Genomic DNA, 17,726 nt, shown 5'->3' on the forward strand with positions numbered 1-17,726 from the left:
TAACTGCAGCTCACCGGGTAAACAACTGAAACACGTACTAGTTTTGCCCGGCGCTTGCTACGCTCCGTTTCGCACCTAGCGGAAGAGGAGCGCGATGCTGGAGTTCGGAGACGTGGCGTGAGGGCCGCGGCGCTGTACCGGCTGTACCAGCTCGTCGCGATCTTCACCCGCAGCCTGGCCACGATCGGCAAGTCCGTGGTGCTGGCGCGCTCGATCGTCACCTGGACGGTGCGCGGCATCGTCAAGGGGAACTTCGCCGTCGCCGAGACCATCACGCAGGCCGTGACGCTGCTCCGGGTCACCACCCTGCCCGCGATCCTCGTCGCCGTCCCGTTCGGCGCGGTCGTCTCGGTCCAGGTGGGTGCGCTCGTCGATACCGTCGGGGCGAACTCGCTGGTCGGCGCGGCCAGCGGCATCGGCATCATCCGTCAGGGCGCACCGCTGGCGACCGGCGTCCTGCTCGGCGGGGTCTGCGCCTCCGCGATCGCCGCCGATCTCGGTTCGCGCACCGTCCGCGAGGAACTGCAGGCGATGCAGGTGATGGGCGTGGATCCGATCGCGCGTCTGATCGCTCCCCGGATGCTCGCACTGATGATCATCGCGCCGATGCTGCTGGTCGCCATCGTCGCGGTCGCGATGATGGTCGCGCTCACCGTCTCGGTGTGGCAGTTCGGCCTCAGCTCGGGCGGCTTCTGGTCGTCCTTCGGAGCGTTCTCCGCCCCGTCCGACCTCGCCTTCGCGGTGCTCAAGGCCGAGACCGGCGCCATGATCGTCGGCCTGGTCGCCGGCTTGCGCGGGCTCGAGGCCAGCGGCGGCCCGCGCGGCGTCGCGGACGGCGTGAACTCGTCGGTGGTGCTCTCGATCACGCTGATCTTCCTCGCCTTCCTGGGGCTCACCCAGATCCAGACGATGTTCTTCCCGAGCCAGGTGGCGTGATGACCACCGAGTCCGCTCCCAAGCCCGCCGCGCCCCCGAAACCGCGCGCCCCCCGCGCGGTCGGCGCCGTCGCCCGGATCGGCGAGGCCGTCCTGTTCGTCGCGCAGTCGATCTACCTGATCCCGGTGGCCCTGCGGAAGTACCGGGGCGAAACCTCCAGCGTGCTCAAGACTCTGGCCTGGGGCCGCGGCTCGGTGATCGTCGACGGTGGCGTCGTGGTGATGATGGTGATCCTCGGCGCGGCGAGTGGCGCGGCCGTCGCGATCGAGGCGTACGCGGGCCTGAACCTGATCGGTTTCGGGCCCCTCACCGGCGTCATCGGCGGTCTCGCGAACATCCGGGAGATGATTCCGATCTCGGCGGGTATCGGCTTCGCCGCCCAGGCCGGCTGCCGGATGACCGCCCAGATCGGCTCCATGCGGATCGCCGAGGAGATCGATGCGGTCGAGGCGCTCGGCATCCGGTCCATCCCCTACGTGGTGAGCACCCGGTTGATCGCGGGCATCGTCGTCGTGATTCCGGCCTACCTGCTCACCCTGCTGCTCGCCTTCCTCACCTGCAAGCTGATCGTGGTGGTCTTCCACGGTCAGGCCCAGGGCACCTACAACCACTACTTCGAGCAGTTCCTCAGCCCGGGCGACATCCTGCTGTCCACGGTCAAGGCCGTGGTGTTCTGCGCCGCGGTCACGATCATCCACTGCTACTACGGGTATTTCGCCAAAGGCGGCCCCGAGGGTGTCGGCCTGGCCAGTGGACGCGCGGTCCGGGCCAGCCTGGTAACGGTACTGACGCTCGATTTCATCCTGACCATCGTGATGTGGGGCGTCACCCCCACGATCATCTTCAAGGGATAGGGGGACCGATGTACGAACTGCTCGGGGGTACCCCCCAGCGTCAACAACGGATCTTTCTCACGATCGGCGCCGCCGCCGTCGCGGTGGTCGTGATCGGGGTTCTCGTGGCCGTCCTGTCGTCCCGCCTGCCGGACTCGGACGACCGGCTCGCGCTGACCGTCGAATCCGCGGACGTCGGACCGGGGGTGAAGGCGGGAACCCGGGTCACACTGCGGGGCGTCCCGGTCGGCGAGGTGAAATCCGTCGAGATCCCCCGGCCCGGCCAGGCTCGCGTCGCGATCCGGCTCGAACAGGGCGGGATCCGCGGTCTCACCGACGCACTCGCGGTCCGGTACCAGCCCGGCAACTACTTCGGCGTCACCGAGATGGCACTGCTCCCCCGCACCGGCGGCGCCGCGTTGCGCTCCGGTGGGGTGCTGCGTCCCTCGTCCAGCAACGACACCATCTCCGATCTGCTCACGCGCAGTTCGGTTTCGGTGAGCGGCGTGATGACGCCGAAATTGATCGACGTCACCACGAAGGCCACCAAGTACACCCAGGCCATCACGCCTCTCCTCGAGGTGGCGTTCGCCGTCGAGCGGCAGAACGCGCAGTCGACCACGGTGCCGATCGGCACCACCCTGCGCACCGTGCGCAGCACCGTCGACGGTGTGCCCGGCGTGATCGAGGCAGCGTTCGAGGGATGGTTCGTGCCTCAGCTGCGCGGCGGCGAGAAGGCCGGAACACTGGATTTCGTGGTGAATTCCTACGATAAGGTCGACGCCACCACCACCCTGCTCGGTACCGGCTTCTTCACCCCGCTGGCCGACATGTTCGGTTCGCACGAGGCCGATTTCAAACCCGGCACCGTTCTGCTCCAGGTGGTCATGGACGCCACCACCAAGGTGATGCGCACGGTGAGCATCCCGCGACAGGTCGTGCCCGTCATCTCGGGTCTCAACTCGGCCTTCGTCACCGTCCCGGAGGGCACCGCGCTGCGTATGAACATCGTCGCCGACCGCTTCCCGGCCGCCGCCTCCGTCCTCCCGAAGGGAGGTCGCTGAGCCCATGCGCGCCAAAAACACTCGCGCCGCGATCTGGCTCGCGGTCGCCCTCGTGATCACCCTTCTGGTCGCGGCGGGCATCTACGCCGCCCTCCGCAACCCCGTCGACGGCGACACCCGCGGCTACGAGGCGCACCTCTCGGACGCCTCCGGGCTCCGGGTGGGCAGCGATGTGCGCCTGCGCGGCGTGCTCATCGGCAAGGTCACGTCGGTGGACGTGCGCGGCACGGACACAGGTAACGAGGCGGTGGTCGGATTCACCGCGCAGAACCAGCATCCGGTCACGTCCACGACGCAGGTCGCGGTCAAGTACCGCAACCTCACCGGTGAGCGGTTCATCGAGGTGCAGCCCGGCACCTCGGGCGGCGGCATCCCCACGACCTCGATCCCCATGGCGCGGACCACGCCGTCGTTCGACATCACCACGCTGTTCAACGGGCTCGCGCCGGTGCTCCGCACGCTCAGTCCCGACGATGTGAACGAACTGACGCGCAACCTGCTGGGACTGCTCCAGGGCGACGACACCACGGCCGCCGAGACTTTCAGCGCCATCGACAAGATCACCGCGAACCTCGCCGACCGGCAGACGGTGATCAAGACGCTGATCGACAACGTGACCCGCGTGGCGAACATGATCAACGACTACTCGCCCCAGGTGGTCGAATTCGTCACCAACTTCGACCTGCTGTTGACCAAGGTGCTGGAGAATCTGGACGAGTTCCGCCGCACCGCCACCTACGGGCCCGGCTTCGGCGCCGCCACCAACCGCACGCTCACGGCACTCGGCCTGTCCAAGGAGCTCGACGTGGAACGGCTGTTCACCACCGCCTTCCGAGATCCGCAGGCGGCGGTGCAAGCGATGAGCAAGCTCCCCGGCCTGTTCACCGGCGTCGCCGCACTGCTCGGCACTCCCCCCACCTCGTGCTCCAAGGGCGAGGCGAAGCTTCCGAAGTCGACCACGGTGCTGCTCGGCGGCACGAATGTGACGGTGTGCCTGAAATGATCTTCACCGGCCGTCCCCCGTTCCGGGGACTCATGACCCGCAGCGTCAAGCTGGGTGCGATCGCGGTCGCCGTAGCGCTGCTCATCACCGCCGGCCTGGCGTACGTCTACCTGCGTCCGCCGGGCCAGAAGGAACTGACCTTCACCACCCAGGACGCGGCGCTGATCAAGTCCGGCGTGGAGGTCCGCGCCTCCGGGGTACGCATCGGCACTATCAAATCCGTGGAACTGGATCGTGATTCGGTCAAGGTGACCGCACGGATCGACGACGGGGTCTTCGTCGGCGATCAGACCTCGGTCGCGGTCCGCATGCTCACGGTGGCGGGCGGCTTCTACGTCGCCGTCACCTCCGCGGGAAAGGCGGCGTTGGGAGACAAGCCTATTCCGAGTTCACGGGTGAATCTGCCGTACAGCATCGGCGACCTGCTGCAGGACGTCCCGGAGAAGCTGGTGCCGATCGACCGCACCCAGTTGGCCTCGTCGATCAAGGCACTCAGCACCGGGCTCGACGCCAATCCCGGCTCCGTGGACAACATCGTCGAGGGCGTCAATGCGCTGATCGGCCAGCTCACCGAGCAACGCGACCAGGTGGGCCGGATCATCAACGTGAGCACCCAGTACGCCACCGCCTTCGCCGATCAGCGCGAGACCATCATGGCCATGATTCGCAAGGCCTCCCTGGCGATCGTGACGCTGGATCAGACCGCGGTCAACTTCGGCAAGGCGTACGAGGGTCTCGCGGGGATGTTCGGCAAGATCAAACCCTTCCTCGATCTGTATTGGAAGTACCGCGAGCAGCTCGGAAACGCCTTCACCACCGTCGAATCCGCACTCAAGACCACGAACGTCACCATCCCCGCGATGATCGGCGAACTGCAGAAGTCGATCGATGCGATGCAGCAGGGATTGGCTAAGCAGGGCACGCCGATGGCTCCCGACACCGTGCTGGCCAGCAAGCTGTGCTTCCCGAGCGCGACGGTGAGCTGCTGATGCGGCCCGGAAGGATCGGCCTGCTCACGGTGGTCACGATGCTCGCGTTGACGGCGGTCCCGTTCACCGCCGGAACGGCGCAGGCGGCCTCGTCCAGCACGCTGTGCGCCTACCTCGCGGACGGTATCGGCCTGTACCCCGACAACGATGTCACGCAAATGGGCGTGAAGATCGGCTCGGTGCGCACGGTCGAGCCGCAGGACGACGGGGTCAAGGTCACCTTCGAGGTGTCCGGTCGCACGCTTCCGGCATCCGTCAAGGCAGTCACCCGCTCCACCTCGATCCTGGCCGACCGCACGCTCGAACTCGTCGGGAACTACGCATCCGGCCCCACGCTCGGACCGGAGACGTGCATCGGCCGCGCCAACACGGCCACCCCGAAGTCGATCTCGGAGACCACGGAATCGGCTACCCGGCTGGTGGATTCGGTCACCGAGGGCGGCGCGTCCGCGGATCTCGGCAAGCTGCTGACCACGCTCGATACCCAGGTCGGCCCCAGCGTCCCGCCGCAGGCCGCGCGGAGCCTCACCAACCTGTCCACGTTGCTCAGTGATCCCGCAGGCTTCCTCGGCGACGTGACCACGGTGGTCGGCAACGTCCGGCCGCTGATGCAGAGCTTCGACGGCCAGTGGGGCGAGATGCTGCTCACCCTGCAGCACGCGGGCAACGTGATGGAGCAGTACGGCCGTGTCACCTTCCCCGCGGTATCGGAAATCTTCCAGACGCTACCGGTCTTCTTCCTCGTGGGCGACGACATGATGCGTCGGTACGGCGACATCCTGCGCCCGGGCGGCACCGTCGCCGCCGATGCGGTGAAGCTCGCCGCCACCTCGGTCCGCTCGAACGAGGCGCTCGCGAAGATGCTCCCGGTGTTCGGCGCGCAGATCGCGCCCTACCTGCCGCGCGGCGATGGCGCCGAGACCACCGTCGCGGGCGTGCCGGTCACCACGGTGGCCACACGGGATCCGGAGGCGCTGTGCGCCCGGGTCAATGCCGAGGTGCCCGGTGCGTGCGCGGTGACCGGCGGCTCGGCCCAGGTGGCCACCGTGAACCTGCTCCAACTCCCTCTCGGGGGAGGCCGATGATGACGCGTACGGTGCGCTGGCTACCTCGTCCCGCGTCGGCGGCGCTGGCCGTGATCGGCGCGGTCACGCTTGCGGGGTGCACGGTGAGCCCGGCCAACATGGATCTACGCAATCCGCTCGCCGACGGCGACCAGTACGAACTCACGATGGAGTTCGCCGATGTGCTCAACCTGCCCGTCGGCGCGCGTCTCGCGCTCGGCGGGCTCACAGTGGGCCGCGTCAAAGCGGTGTCACTGTCGGAGACCGCGGCCACTGTCACGGCGCGCGTGGACAAGACCGTCACCCTCCCCACCGACATCCATGCCTCGGTGCTGCAGGACACCCTGCTCGGCGAGGCGTACGTCCGGCTGGAGGCGCCCGAACAGCCGTCACCGTCGTCCACCTCGCTGCGGGCGGGCGCGACGCTGCCGCTCGCGCAGACCAGTCCGCCGCGGTCGGTGGAGAGCACGCTCACCATCTTGGCCGATTACTTCGGTAGCGGCTCCGTCCAGGACATCAGCCGCACCATCACCAAGCTCAACACCTCGCTCCCCAAGGAGCGCCCACAGTTCGATCAGCTCTCGACACAGCTCAGCCGCGATGTCACAGGGATCGGTGCGTCGACCGCCGAGGTGAACCGCCTGCTCGATTCGGTCTCCGATATGGCGGACCGAACGGCCAAGCAGGAAGCCAACTTCACATACACGCTCAACCCGTACAACATGAAGTACTGGAAGAACCAGGGCAAGCTGATGTCGAACATCGGTGTGCTGCTCCCCGCCGTCGGCGGCATGCTGCAGCAGGGCTACTGGCTGATCCCCCTGATGAACTCCTCATCGGACCTGTTCGAGTTGCTCACCGCCGATATGGTCTCGCTGGGCAGCGCGATCCACGGCGGTTCGATCCTGGTGAACAAGAACCTCGCCCCATTCCTCGCCAAGCCCACGGTGAAGGTGGAGTCAGTGACCGGGCCCGGCGGCCAGGACCTCTCGCCCGCTGCGGTGAAGCTGCTGCGGATGATCGGACAGGCACGATGACGCGCTCGGGTATCGCCTCCGCACTGGGACTGGTGGCACTGGTCGTGGTATCGGTGCTGCTGCTGGGACAGCAAGGTGTGCAATGGCTCTTGCCGTCCGATCAGCGCACCGCATACATCCAGCTGACCGACGCCAACGGGCTGATGCAGGGGTCTCGCGTCCTCGACCGCGGTGTGGAGGTGGGCACTGTGCGGGCGCTGCGAGTCGACGCCGAGCGGGTCGAGGTCGAGGTCGGTTACGACCGGGACACGCGGATCAGGTCCGGGGCGAAGGTCAGGGTGCAGAATCTATCGGGCCTGGGCGAGACGTATCTCACGCTGTCCCAGGGCGACGGTGCGCCGTTGCCCGACGGTGCTCGGCTGACCGGGGTCGTCGACACTTCCGACTCCACCATCGGCGCGCTGTCGAGCTCGCTGTCACGGCTGATGAGCCAGCTCGATCCGGGCACGGTGCAGCGGTTGCTCACGCGCGCCGATGCCGCCCTGCCCGCGCAACAGCAGACGGTGCCCACGATCGATGCCGGCGCGGTACTGACCGCAACGTCGATCCTGAGGCAATTGCCCGATATCGGCGACATCCTCAAGTCCTTCAACTCGATCACCCCGCGCGCGGAGCAGATCGGCCCACTGCTGCTCTCGCTCGACGCACCGCTGCGCACGTTCGGCAAAGGCTACGGCGAGATGGCGCCGTTCGCGGTGTCGTACATCATGGAGGGCGACTACCCGAACGTCATCAAGAACGGAATGCTGGAGCTGTTCAAGGTGATCCAGAAGTTCGAGGACGATGCGGCGCCCAGCGTGAAGTACCTCTCGGAGCTCGTCCTACCGTCGGCGCGGGCGATCGCCGAACCACTGTCCACGATCAACGCCGGCGCGCTCCTCGACACCGCACTGGGGTCAGTGCGCGGCCGTGACGGCGTCACGCTGCGCCTGGCTCCGCGGGACGCGGCACCCGGACCGGCCCCGTCCGCGACGCCCGTGCCGTCTGGGAATACCTCCGCGGCATCGTCGTCCGGTCCGCGGCCGGCGGAACGGACCGCCACCTCGTCCTCGCCCACCAAACCTCGCTGACCAGAGCCGAAGGAGAACCGTGGCACTCGCCGTCACCGACGTCCAGCTCGCCCTGGCCGAGTCGATCCGCGACTGGGCCGAACGCGCCCATCCGATCGACGCCGCCCGTTCCGGCGACCCGGGCGCCACCGAGAAGGCGTGGCGCGGGCTCGCCGATATCGGCGTCTTCGGGATCACGTTGTCCGAGGAGCTGGGCGGCATGGGTGGTTCCGCCGAGGATGCCGCTGCGGCGGTCGAGGCGGCGGCGCTGGTGCTGGCACCGGGCCCGGTGGGTGGCACCGTCACGGTCGCGGCGCTGCTCGAACACTTCCTGCGCGATGACGACCACCTGGCCGCGACCCGAGCGGCCCTGGCCGCCGGCGACGCCCGCGCCGCGGTGGTACTCGGCGGGGACGGGACCCTCGTCGCCGATGCGGAGTCCGCATCGCATCTGCTGATCGAGGCCCCCGGCGGCATGTGGCACCTCCTGCCGCCCGGCCACCCCGGAGTCCGCGTGGAACCGCAGACGGGTCTGGACGGTTCACGCCCGCTCGGCCGGGTTCACCTGACAGAGGTCGTCTTCCACGACGCCACCGCCGTTCCCGGACTCACGTTCGCCGACGCCGAGGCGTGGGTCGCGACCTTCGTCGCCGCTGAGGCCTCCGCGGTGGCGGCCTGGGCGCTGCGCACCGCAGCGGAGTACTCCCGGGTCCGGGTGCAGTTCGGCAAGCCGATCGGTTCGTTCCAGGCGATCAAACAGATCGCCGCCGACATGTTGTGCCGGTCCGAGCAGGCGGCCGCGCTGGCCTGGGACGCCGCGCGCAGCGCTGGGGGCGGCGAGGAGCATCGGCTGGCGGCGGCCGTCGGCGCGGCCGGGGCACTGGAAGCCGCGGTCGCCAACGCCAAGGACGTGATCCAGGTACTCGGGGGTATCGGCTTCACGTGGGAACACGACGCGCACCTCTATCTGCGCCGAGCCCTCGCTCTGCGGCAGCTCGCGGGTGGCACCCACGGGCTGCGGCGCCGCGCCGCGGAGTTGGCCCGGAGTGGGGTGCGGCGCCGGTACGACGTGTCCGTCGAGGGCGACCACGACGGGGCGGCCGCGGAAGCGAAGGCGATCGCCGCGCTCCCCGAGGCGGACCGCCGTCGCGCACTGGCCGAATCCGGACTGCTGGTGCCCCACTGGGATCCGCCGTACGGCCGCGGAGCGGGACCGGCGGAGCAGATCGTGCTCGATACCGCGCTCGACGCCGCGGGCGTGGAGCGTCCGCCGCTGGTGATCGGGGCGTGGGCGGCTCCGACGATCCTGGAGCACGGCACTGCCGACCAGGCGCAACGTTTCGTCTGGCCCACTCTGCTGGGCGAGATCAGTTGGTGCCAGCTGTTCAGCGAACCGGAGGCGGGTTCCGATCTGGCGGCGCTGCGCACCCGGGCCGTCCGGGCCGAGGGCGGATGGCGGCTCACCGGGCAGAAGGTGTGGACCTCACTGGCGCACTCGGCCGATTGGGCCATCTGCCTGGCCCGCACGAACCCGGAGGCGCCGAAGCACAAGGGCATCACGTACTTCCTGGTCGATATGCGCTCCCCCGGAATCGATATCCGGCCGCTGCGCGAGATCACCGGTGATGAACGGTTCAACGAGGTCTTCCTCGAGGAGGTCTTCGTACCCGACGAGTGCGTGGTCGGCGATGTCGACGGCGGCTGGCGTCTGGCACGCACCACGCTCGCCAACGAGCGGGTCGCGATGAGCGGCAACGGGCTCGGCGCGCGGCTCGAGGCGCTGATCGGGCGGCCGGAGATCGACGACGCCGACTTGGGCGAGCTGATCACCGAGGCCGCATCGTGTGCACTGCTGGACCTGCGCGCGGTGATCGCCAGCGTCGGCGGCCAGGATCCGGGACCATCGTCCAGCGTGCGCAAGCTGGTGGGCGTGCAGCACCGTCAGTCCGTGGCCGAGGCCGCCCTGCTGTGCCTCGGCCCCGACGGGGCGGTCGCCGGCCCGGAGGACCCCGAGGACGAGCGCTACGAGTTCCTCCTCACTCGCTGCCTGTCGATCGCCGGCGGCACCTCCCAAATCCTCCGCAACGTGGCCGCGGAACACCTGCTCGGCCTCCCCCGCTCCTAACCACTTCCGACATAACAGCGTTAGCCCATTCGCCGACCAGCGAGTTCGTCTGCGACGAGTGCTACCAAGCTCGCCGGATCCACCCCACATCCACTGGAACGTGTTCTAGTATGGCGCCATGGATGACTCCGCCGTCGCCGCCGCGGCCGACGCCCTGCTGGGCGCCTACTCCGCCGGGGCGCCGATCGACCCGATCATCGGTACCTACCCGGACGCCACGATCACCGACGCCTACCGGATCCAACAGGAGCAGGTGCGTCGCTGGGAGGCTGCCGGCGACCACGTCAAAGGCCACAAGGTGGGCCTCGCTTCACTCGCCATGCAGCGCCAGATGAACGTCTACGAACCCGACTTCGGCCATCTCACGGCCTCGATGTTCCACCTGGAGCATCTCCCGATCGACGCATCCGGATGGCTGCAGCCGCGGATCGAACCGGAGATCGGCTTCATCCTGGGCCGCGAGTTGACAGGTCCGGGCGTCACCGTCGCCGACGCGATCCGCGCGATCGACTACGTGGTCCCGGCACTCGAGGTGGTCGATTCCCGGATCCGCGACTGGAACATCTCCATCGTCGACACGGTCGCCGACAACGCCTCGTCAGGCGGGGTGGTGCTGGGCAGCAAGCCCACCAGAATCGACGCCCTCGACCTCATCGACGTGGGCTGCACGTTCTGGATCGGGGGGCAACAGGTCGGTACCGGAACCGGTGGCGCCGTGCTCGGTTCGCCGATCAATGCCCTGGTGTGGCTCGCCAACACGGTCGGCCCGCTGGGAACGACGCTCGAACCCGGGCACGTCGTCCTGCCCGGCTCCATGACCAGGGCCGAATCGGTCCGGCCGGGCGACACGATCATCGCCGACATGGGGCCGCTGGGTTCCGTGACCGCGGTCCTGGCCCCCTGAGTCCCACGAACGGAGAAAACATGAAGATCATCATCGGCGACGCCTGCACCGGATTCGGTGTCTGCGAGGGTATCCGTCCGGACGTCTTCGAGGTCAACGACGAGGGATTCGCCGAGGCCACCGACGAGGGCCTCACCGACGCCGACCGCGAGGACATCGAGTACGCCGCCTCCCAATGCCCCACCCAGGCGATCCGCATCGAGAACTGAGCCACTCCCGCCTTAACAGCGTTAGCCCCTACCGAACCCGCAGGTGACGGTATGGGCTAACGCTGTTACGTCAAGGGCGGTAGTCCGACGGTGCGCACGCCGGGCCCCAGCTCTCACGCCGTCTGCGCCGCCGACATCTCGACGGCGATGGCGATGATCATGTCCTCCTGCCCGCCGACGTATCCGCGGCGACCGCACTCGTAGAGGATCTCGTGCGCGGGGACCCCGTAGCGAGCCGCGGCGCGCTCGGCGTGCAGCAGGAAGCTGGAGTACACGCCGGCGTAACCCTGCACGATCGAGCTTCGATCCATCACCGGCAGCCGGGTGATGTACGGCTTGACCACGTCCTCCGCGGCGGCCATGAGTGCATCCTTGTCAGTGCCGGTGCGCACGCCGAGACGCTCGAACGTGGCGGCGAGTACCTCGGTCGGCGAATTGCCCGCTCCCGCGCCCAGTGCCAGCAGTGAGCCATCGATCTGCTTCGCTCCCGCGCGGTACGCCAGAACCGAATTCGCCACGCCGAAGCTGAGATTCTGGTGCCCGTGGTAGCCCACGTGGGCATCCGCACCCAGCTCCGCGACCAGCGCCGCCACGCGATCAGCGGCGTCTTCGAGGATCAGCGCACCCGCGGAATCCACAACGTAGACGCATTGGCAGCCTGCATCGGCCATGATGCGGGCCTGCTTCGCCAGCGCCTCGGGTGCGGACATGTGCGAGAGCATGAGGAAGCCCACCGTCTCCAGCCCGAGTTCCCGTGCGGCACCGAAGTGCTGGATGGACACATCGGCCTCGGTGCAATGCGTCGCGATGCGCAGGGCACCGGCGCCGAGGTCGGCGGCCACGCGGATGTCCTCGACGGTGCCGAGCCCCGGGAGCATGAGCACGGCGATCTTGGCCTGCTGCGCCTCGTCGACGGCGGCGGCGATGAGCTTGCGCTCGTCGACCAGGGAGAATCCGTAGTTGAAGGTGCTGCCGCCGAGGCCGTCTCCGTGGGTCACCTCGATGAGCGAGACGCCGGCGTCGTCGAGCGCGCGGACCGTGTCGCGCACGTTCTGCTCGGTGAACTGGTGGGCCATCGCGTGGCTGCCGTCACGCAACGACGTGTCCACGATGCGCACGTCCCGGTCGGGGTCGTTCCAGAGGTCGCCGTTGATGCCGGTCATGCGTTCACTCCTGCCAGGATGCGCTGCGCGAGCAGCTCGCCGGCGCGCGCGGCGGCGGCGGTCATGATGTCGAGGTTGCCCGCGTAGGTGGGCAAGTAGTCGCCGTTGCCCGCGACCTCCAGGAAGACCGCGACGCGCGCCTTACCCTCCCAGCCCGGGCGGGCCTCGTCGTACTGCGGCGGGGCCTTGAGCGTGTAACCCGGGACGTACACCTGGACGTCGGCCACCATCTTCTCGATCGAGGCGGTGATCGCGTCGCGGTCGGCCTCGGGATCAATGGCACAGAACACGGTGTCGCGCATGATCATCGGCGGCTCGACCGGATTGATGATGATGATCGCCTTACCCTTGGCGGCGCCGCCGACCTCCTCGATCGCACGCGCGGTGGTCTCGGTGAACTCATCGATGTTGGCGCGCGTCCCGGGCCCTGCGGAACGGGACGACACCGATGCGACGATCTCCGCATAGCTCACCGGCGTGACCCGGCTGACCGCATGCACGATCGGGATCGTGGCTTGCCCACCGCAGGTGATCATGTTGATGTTCGGCACATCCAGCTGCGACTCGAGGTTCACTACCGGACAGGCCAGTGGTCCGACCGCCGCCGGCGTCAGGTCGACGGCCACGATGCCCGCCTCCTTGTACCGGGGTGCGTGGGCGCGGTGCGCCTTCGCCGAGGTCGCCTCGAACACGATCTGCGGGGGTTCCGACTGCGCCAGCAGCCAATCCACGCCATCCGCCGAGGTACGCAGACCCCATTCGGCGGCCCGCTTCAGACCATCCGATCCCGGGTCGACGCCCACCATGTATTTCACGTCCACGTGCTCGCTGCGCCGCAGCTTGGCCAGTAGGTCCGTGCCTATGTTCCCCGGGCCGACGATCGCCGCGGTCACTTTCTCCGTCATATGCCCACGATGCGGCCGGACGGCTGCCAGACTCAACGCATGTGTCCCGCTGAGCGGAACGACGGTGCGGTGGTCATTCGAGCCGCCGCACTGCTCTGCGCGTACCGTCCGGGTGACGGCGCGCTCGGGGTCTCCGAACTCGCTCGCCGCACCGGCCTACCGAAGTCCACCGTTCACCGGCTCTCCGGCAACCTCGTCGATGCCGGGCTCCTCGAACGTTCGGGCACCGCGCTGCGCCTGGGGCTTCGACTCTTCGAAATCGGGCAGCTGGCCACCGGACACCGCGACCTCGTGGACGCCGCTCGGCCCGTCCTCGCAGACCTCCGCTCCGCCACCCGCAGCACCGTGCACCTGGCTCGGCTCGAAGGCGCCGAAGTCGTGTATTTCGAGGTGCTTCCGGGTCCGGACGCCCCGAACCTGCGATCCCGGGTGGGCGGAAGGATGCCCGCCCACGCCACCGGCGTGGGCAAGGCGATCCTGGCGTTCGCGGGCGACGATGCCCTCGGTCCGGTTCTCGCCGCCGGACTGCCGCGGCTGAGCACGCGCACCATCACCTCCCCCGCCCTGCTCAGGAGGCAGCTGCAGCGGATCCGCGACGACGGGGTGGCGTACGAGCGCGAGGAATCCGGGAACGGGACGGTGTGTGTGGCGTGCCCGATCCTCGACGGCAACGGCGCGCCGGTCGCTGCCGTCTCCGTGGCGGGCTGGAGCAACCGGATGCGTCCCGAGCGCGTGGCTCCGGCGGTCCGCGCTGCGGCGCTCACCCTGTCCCGCGTCGCCGGCTCACGGGGATAGCCCGGATGATCGGCCACCGCACTCAGAAGTGCAGGGCCACCTCCGGTTCCGCGGGGTCGCTGAAGTCCACCACGGCAACACCACGGCGCGCACCGTCGTAGACCGTGGCAGTCACGGTAGCGCCGGCCGCGAGCACCTTCTCGACCCGCAGGCCCCGGCCGCGTAAGAGGCGCACAGCGCGATCACGCCCGGCGGCGCCGACACCGCGGAGTCCTGCGAGGAAGCCGAGGGCGGCCTCGCGGCCGAGGATGCGGAACAACCTGGGCCCCACCATGCTCCCGGCTACCATCCCACTGGCACCGGAGCGCAGGAGCTGAGCGATCATGCCGCGCAGTTCCCAATGTGCGTACAGTGCGCTGATGCGTGCACCGTCGGGACCATCGACGATGGTATAGCGCAGATGCATCGGGATATGGAGGGTGACACCGGGATTCATGGTCGTATGCACGGTCAGGTCACGGATCATCGTGTCCTGGTCGACAATATCGTGCTCCACATCGAAAACGATCCGGTTGGGCGCGATGAACATGTCGTAGAACCGCGAGATCGCCTCGGGAGTGGTCTGCGGACGCGACCCGACCGGATCATGCACAGCACCACCGGCGGCGAACAGGGCCGTCCACGCCTGCTTGTCGTGCGCAGCAACGGCGGCCGGCGACGCCTCCACCACTGTGCGGATCGCTTCGGCGGTCGGCATTTACAGCTTCAGCGCATGCGTCGCCGTAGCACCGCCGTCTGCGACGAATTCGGCGCCGGTGCTGTAGCTGCTCTCATCGGAGGCCAGGAACAGCACCATGGCGGCGATCTCGTCGGCGGTGCCCTGCCGGCCGATCGGTAGGCGCTGCTTGAGCCAGTCCGTCGGCGGCTCGTTACCGCCCAGGGCATCGGCCACCATGGCGGTGTCGATCATCCCGGGATGCACCGAATTCACGCGGATTCCATACTGCCCGAGCTCCATGGCCGCCGCCTTGGTCATCCCGCGGATGGCGAACTTACTCGCGGTGTACGCGGTGAGGTAGGGCATGCCGCCGAGGCCCTCGACCGACGAGGTGTTCACGATGGACCCACCGCCCGCGGCCCTCATCGGTTCGACCGCGGCACGCATGCCGAGGAAGCAGCCGAACTGGTTGATCCGAATCACCCGTTCGTAGTCGGCCAGCGCGGTCTGCTCCAACGCCGAGAAGAACAGGACGCCGGCGTTGTTGACGAGCACGTCGAGGCCGCCGAAGGATTCCCGGACCGCGGCGACGGCGGTCCCCCAGTCGTCCTCGGAGGTCACGTCCAGGTGGCGGTAGATCGCCGCCTCGCCGAGCTCATCGGCCAGCGCCTGCCCCTGTTCGTCGAGCACATCGCCGAACAACACCTGCGCTCCCTCGGCCACGAAGCGCCGCACCACTGCGGCGCCCTGCCCGCGGGCGCCGCCCGTCACCAGCGCCCGCTTGCCCGCCAATCGCGTCATCGCTGTCATCCTTCCAACTGTGCCGCGACGAACATGCGGTCGTCGCGGTCCGCGAAATAGCCACCCACTGCGGCGGCGAGGTCGGCCTCGTCCCATTGTCCGGACGGGGCGTCGAAGCGCTGTTCCAGGCTGGGCGGCGCCATCAGCGCGACCATCCCGCCGTGCACCACGAAGACCTGGCCGTTGATCTCGTCCGATTCGGGCCCGGCGAGGAAGCGCACGAAGCGGGCGACGTGATCCACCGAGAGCGGGTCGACGGTGCCGTCGGGCGCGTCCCCGAACACACCCTCGGTCATGGCGGTGCGGGCGCGCGGGCAGATCGCGTTGGCGCGCACACCGTATCGGCCTAGACCGCGGGCGGTGGCGATGGTGAGCGCGGCGATGCCGGCTTTCGCGGCGGCGTAGTTCGGCTGCCCGACGGAGCCGAACAGGAAGGCTTCGGATGAGGTGTTGACGACCCGTCCGTAGACCGACTCACCGGAGGCCTTCGCCTTCGCCCGCCAATACGCACAGGCGTTGCGGGAGAGCAGGAAGTGTCCCCGCAGGTGCACGCGGACCACGGAGTCGAACTCATCGTCAGACATGGAGAAGAGCATCTTGTCGCGACAGAAGCCGGCGTTGTTGACCACGATGTGCAGGCCTCCGAACCTCTCGGCGGCAGCCATGAGGGCATCCGCGGTCTCGCGGTCACCGGAGTCCCCGAGCACGAGTTCGGCACGGCCACCGTCCGCCCGGATCTGTTCGACCACCTCCGTGGCTGACGGAGCGACATCGCCCACCACGACGGCGGCGCCGCCGCGGGCCAGGGCGAGGGCCTCCGCGCGGCCGAGCCCGGCACCCGCGCCGGTCACGATCGCCACCTTGCCATCGAGGCCGGCCAGCCCGCCCTGTGTCATCGCGCCACCTCTCAAGAGAACGTGTTCACAACTCGCTTACACCGGGAAAGTTACCGCGATAGACACCGATTCGCTCCGCATTTCTAGAACTTGTTCTACAGTGACGCCATGCGGATCGATCACACCCCGGAGCAGCGGGAGTTGCGTGCGACACTGCGCAGCTACTTCGAGCAGCTCATGACGCCCGAGCGGCGCGAGGCGATCATCGGCGGCCCTTCTGGAGAATACGGCGACGGCGAGGTCTACAAGGAGATCACGCGCAAGCTGGGGCACGACGGGTGGCTCGCGATCGGTTGGCCCGAGGAGTACGGCGGGCAGAACCGCCCTATGCTCGACCAGCTGATCTTCACCGACGAGGCGGCGATCGCCGGGGTACCGGTTCCCTTTCTCACCGTGAACACCGTGGGCCCCGCGATCATGACCGGCGGTACCGACGAACAGAAGGCGAAGCTGCTGCCGGGCATCGCGGCGGGCGAAACGCATTTCTCCATCGGCTACTCCGAACCCGAGGCGGGCACCGATCTCGCCGCGCTGCGGACCCGCGCGGTGCGTGATGGCGACGACTACGTGATCAACGGCCAGAAGATGTGGACCTCGCTGATCGAGTACGCGGACTACATTTGGCTGGCCGCTCGTACCGACCCGGAGGCCGCGCGACACAAGGGCCTGTCGATCCTCATCGTGCCCACTGCCTCCGAGGGATTCTCCTGGACCAAGGTGCATACGGTCGCAGGCCCGGGTACCTCGGCCACCTACTACGAGGACGTGCGCGTCCCCGCGGCGTCGCTGGTCGGCGAGTTGCACGGCGGCTGGAAGCTGATCACCAATCAGCTCAACCACGAGCGCGTCGCGCTCACCTCCGCGGCGCCACTGCTGGACTCCGAGCGTCAGGTACGGCACTGGGCGCAGAACACCAAGCTGGCCGACGGCTCCCGCGTGATCGACGCCGAGTGGGTGCAGACGCACCTCGCCCGGGTCTACGCGCATGCCCAATACCTGAAGCTGCGGAACTGGAAGATCGCCTGGGCCGCCGACCACAGCGAACTGGGCCCGGCCGATGCCTCGGCCACCAAGGTGTTCGGCACCGAGTACGCCACCGAGGGGTACCGCCTGCTCATGGAGGTGCTGGGCAACGCCGGCATCGTCCGCGCCACATCACCGGGCACCCTGCTGCGGGGCCGGATCGAACGGCTGCACCGCAGCTCGCTGATCCTCACCTTCGGTGGCGGCACCAACGAGGTCCAACGCGACCTGATCGCGGGTGCCGGACTGCGCCTGCCCGTGAGCCGCTAAGA

At 68.4% G+C, this 17,726-nt stretch carries 18 protein-coding genes; 13 read left to right on the forward strand and 5 right to left on the reverse strand.

The features are described 5' to 3' along the window. Positions 1-117 precede the first annotated feature (117 nt). The 11 genes from TPAU_RS18950 to TPAU_RS19000 all read left to right on the forward strand — a co-directional run bounded on the left by TPAU_RS18950 (position 118) and on the right by TPAU_RS19000 (position 11,213). Positions 118-936 (forward strand): ABC transporter permease, encoded by an 819-nt coding sequence (locus TPAU_RS18950; RefSeq protein WP_013128363.1) that lies wholly within the window; start codon positions 118-120, stop codon positions 934-936. Then, positions 936-1,790 carry an MlaE family ABC transporter permease gene (locus TPAU_RS18955; protein WP_013128364.1) on the forward strand — a complete coding sequence of 285 codons (855 nt, stop codon included), beginning with the start codon at positions 936-938 and terminating at the stop codon, positions 1,788-1,790. The genes TPAU_RS18950 and TPAU_RS18955 overlap by 1 nt, the downstream gene beginning before the upstream one ends. Positions 1,791-1,798: 8 nt before the next feature. Beyond that, on the forward strand, positions 1,799-2,833 hold the full coding sequence (locus TPAU_RS18960; RefSeq protein ID WP_013128365.1) for an MlaD family protein: 1,035 nt from the start codon (positions 1,799-1,801) through the stop codon (positions 2,831-2,833). Between the two features lie 4 nt (positions 2,834-2,837). After that, positions 2,838-3,836 (forward strand): MlaD family protein, encoded by a 999-nt coding sequence (locus tag TPAU_RS18965; RefSeq protein WP_013128366.1) that lies wholly within the window; start codon positions 2,838-2,840, stop codon positions 3,834-3,836. Beyond that, entirely contained in the window at positions 3,833-4,825 is a 993-nt protein-coding gene (locus TPAU_RS22050) for an MlaD family protein (protein ID WP_013128367.1), read from the forward strand. Before TPAU_RS18965 ends, TPAU_RS22050 begins: the two co-directional genes overlap by 4 nt. Then, on the forward strand, positions 4,795-5,910 hold the full coding sequence (locus TPAU_RS22055) for an MlaD family protein (protein WP_013128368.1): 1,116 nt from the start codon (positions 4,795-4,797) through the stop codon (positions 5,908-5,910). The genes TPAU_RS22050 and TPAU_RS22055 overlap by 31 nt, the downstream gene beginning before the upstream one ends. Then, positions 5,907-6,926, forward strand: a complete 1,020-nt coding sequence (locus tag TPAU_RS18980) for an MlaD family protein (protein ID WP_083773893.1) — start codon at positions 5,907-5,909, stop codon at positions 6,924-6,926. Before TPAU_RS22055 ends, TPAU_RS18980 begins: the two co-directional genes overlap by 4 nt. Further along, complete coding sequence (locus TPAU_RS22060) at positions 6,923-7,996, forward strand: MlaD family protein (protein WP_013128370.1); 1,074 nt, start codon at positions 6,923-6,925, stop codon at positions 7,994-7,996. Before TPAU_RS18980 ends, TPAU_RS22060 begins: the two co-directional genes overlap by 4 nt. A 19-nt stretch (positions 7,997-8,015) precedes the next feature. Next, positions 8,016-10,100: an acyl-CoA dehydrogenase family protein gene (locus TPAU_RS18990; protein ID WP_013128371.1), complete on the forward strand. Its 2,085-nt coding sequence runs from the start codon at positions 8,016-8,018 to the stop codon at positions 10,098-10,100. 118 nt (positions 10,101-10,218) lie between these two features. Continuing rightward, positions 10,219-11,004, forward strand: a complete 786-nt coding sequence (locus tag TPAU_RS18995; RefSeq protein WP_013128372.1) for a 2-keto-4-pentenoate hydratase — start codon at positions 10,219-10,221, stop codon at positions 11,002-11,004. A gap of 20 nt (positions 11,005-11,024) precedes the next feature. Then, the gene (locus TPAU_RS19000; RefSeq protein WP_013128373.1) at positions 11,025-11,213 is read left to right on the forward strand and encodes a ferredoxin; all 189 of its coding nucleotides are present in this window, start codon (positions 11,025-11,027) and stop codon (positions 11,211-11,213) included. Positions 11,214-11,326: 113 nt separating this feature from the next. On the opposite strand, the gene dmpG is transcribed toward TPAU_RS19000, so the two are convergent. Then, a complete protein-coding gene (gene dmpG / locus TPAU_RS19005; RefSeq protein ID WP_013128374.1) occupies positions 11,327-12,376 on the reverse strand; it encodes a 4-hydroxy-2-oxovalerate aldolase in 1,050 nt (349 codons plus the stop codon). Beyond that, positions 12,373-13,281: an acetaldehyde dehydrogenase (acetylating) gene (locus TPAU_RS19010; RefSeq protein WP_013128375.1), complete on the reverse strand. Its 909-nt coding sequence runs from the start codon at positions 13,279-13,281 to the stop codon at positions 12,373-12,375. The genes dmpG and TPAU_RS19010 overlap by 4 nt, the downstream gene beginning before the upstream one ends. A gap of 39 nt (positions 13,282-13,320) precedes the next feature. Here TPAU_RS19010 and TPAU_RS19015 point away from each other — a divergent pair, with 39 nt between their 5' ends. Further along, positions 13,321-14,076 carry an IclR family transcriptional regulator gene (locus TPAU_RS19015; protein ID WP_041945280.1) on the forward strand — a complete coding sequence of 252 codons (756 nt, stop codon included), beginning with the start codon at positions 13,321-13,323 and terminating at the stop codon, positions 14,074-14,076. A 22-nt stretch (positions 14,077-14,098) separates the two neighbouring features. On the opposite strand, the gene TPAU_RS19020 is transcribed toward TPAU_RS19015, so the two are convergent. The 3 genes from TPAU_RS19020 to TPAU_RS19030 are packed head-to-tail and all read right to left on the reverse strand — an operon-like array spanning position 14,099 to position 16,431. Then, positions 14,099-14,773 (reverse strand): nuclear transport factor 2 family protein, encoded by a 675-nt coding sequence (locus tag TPAU_RS19020; protein WP_013128377.1) that lies wholly within the window; start codon positions 14,771-14,773, stop codon positions 14,099-14,101. After that, the gene (locus TPAU_RS19025; protein WP_013128378.1) at positions 14,774-15,535 is read right to left on the reverse strand and encodes a glucose 1-dehydrogenase; all 762 of its coding nucleotides are present in this window, start codon (positions 15,533-15,535) and stop codon (positions 14,774-14,776) included. A 5-nt stretch (positions 15,536-15,540) separates the two neighbouring features. After that, positions 15,541-16,431: a 3-oxoacyl-ACP reductase gene (locus TPAU_RS19030; protein ID WP_013128379.1), complete on the reverse strand. Its 891-nt coding sequence runs from the start codon at positions 16,429-16,431 to the stop codon at positions 15,541-15,543. Positions 16,432-16,539: 108 nt separating this feature from the next. Here TPAU_RS19030 and TPAU_RS19035 point away from each other — a divergent pair, with 108 nt between their 5' ends. Beyond that, positions 16,540-17,724, forward strand: a complete 1,185-nt coding sequence (locus TPAU_RS19035; RefSeq protein ID WP_013128380.1) for an acyl-CoA dehydrogenase family protein — start codon at positions 16,540-16,542, stop codon at positions 17,722-17,724. The last annotated feature ends 2 nt before the right edge of the window (positions 17,725-17,726 follow it).

The organism is Tsukamurella paurometabola DSM 20162 (genome assembly GCF_000092225.1).
GTDB classification, from domain to species: Bacteria; Actinomycetota; Actinomycetes; order Mycobacteriales; family Mycobacteriaceae; genus Tsukamurella; species Tsukamurella paurometabola.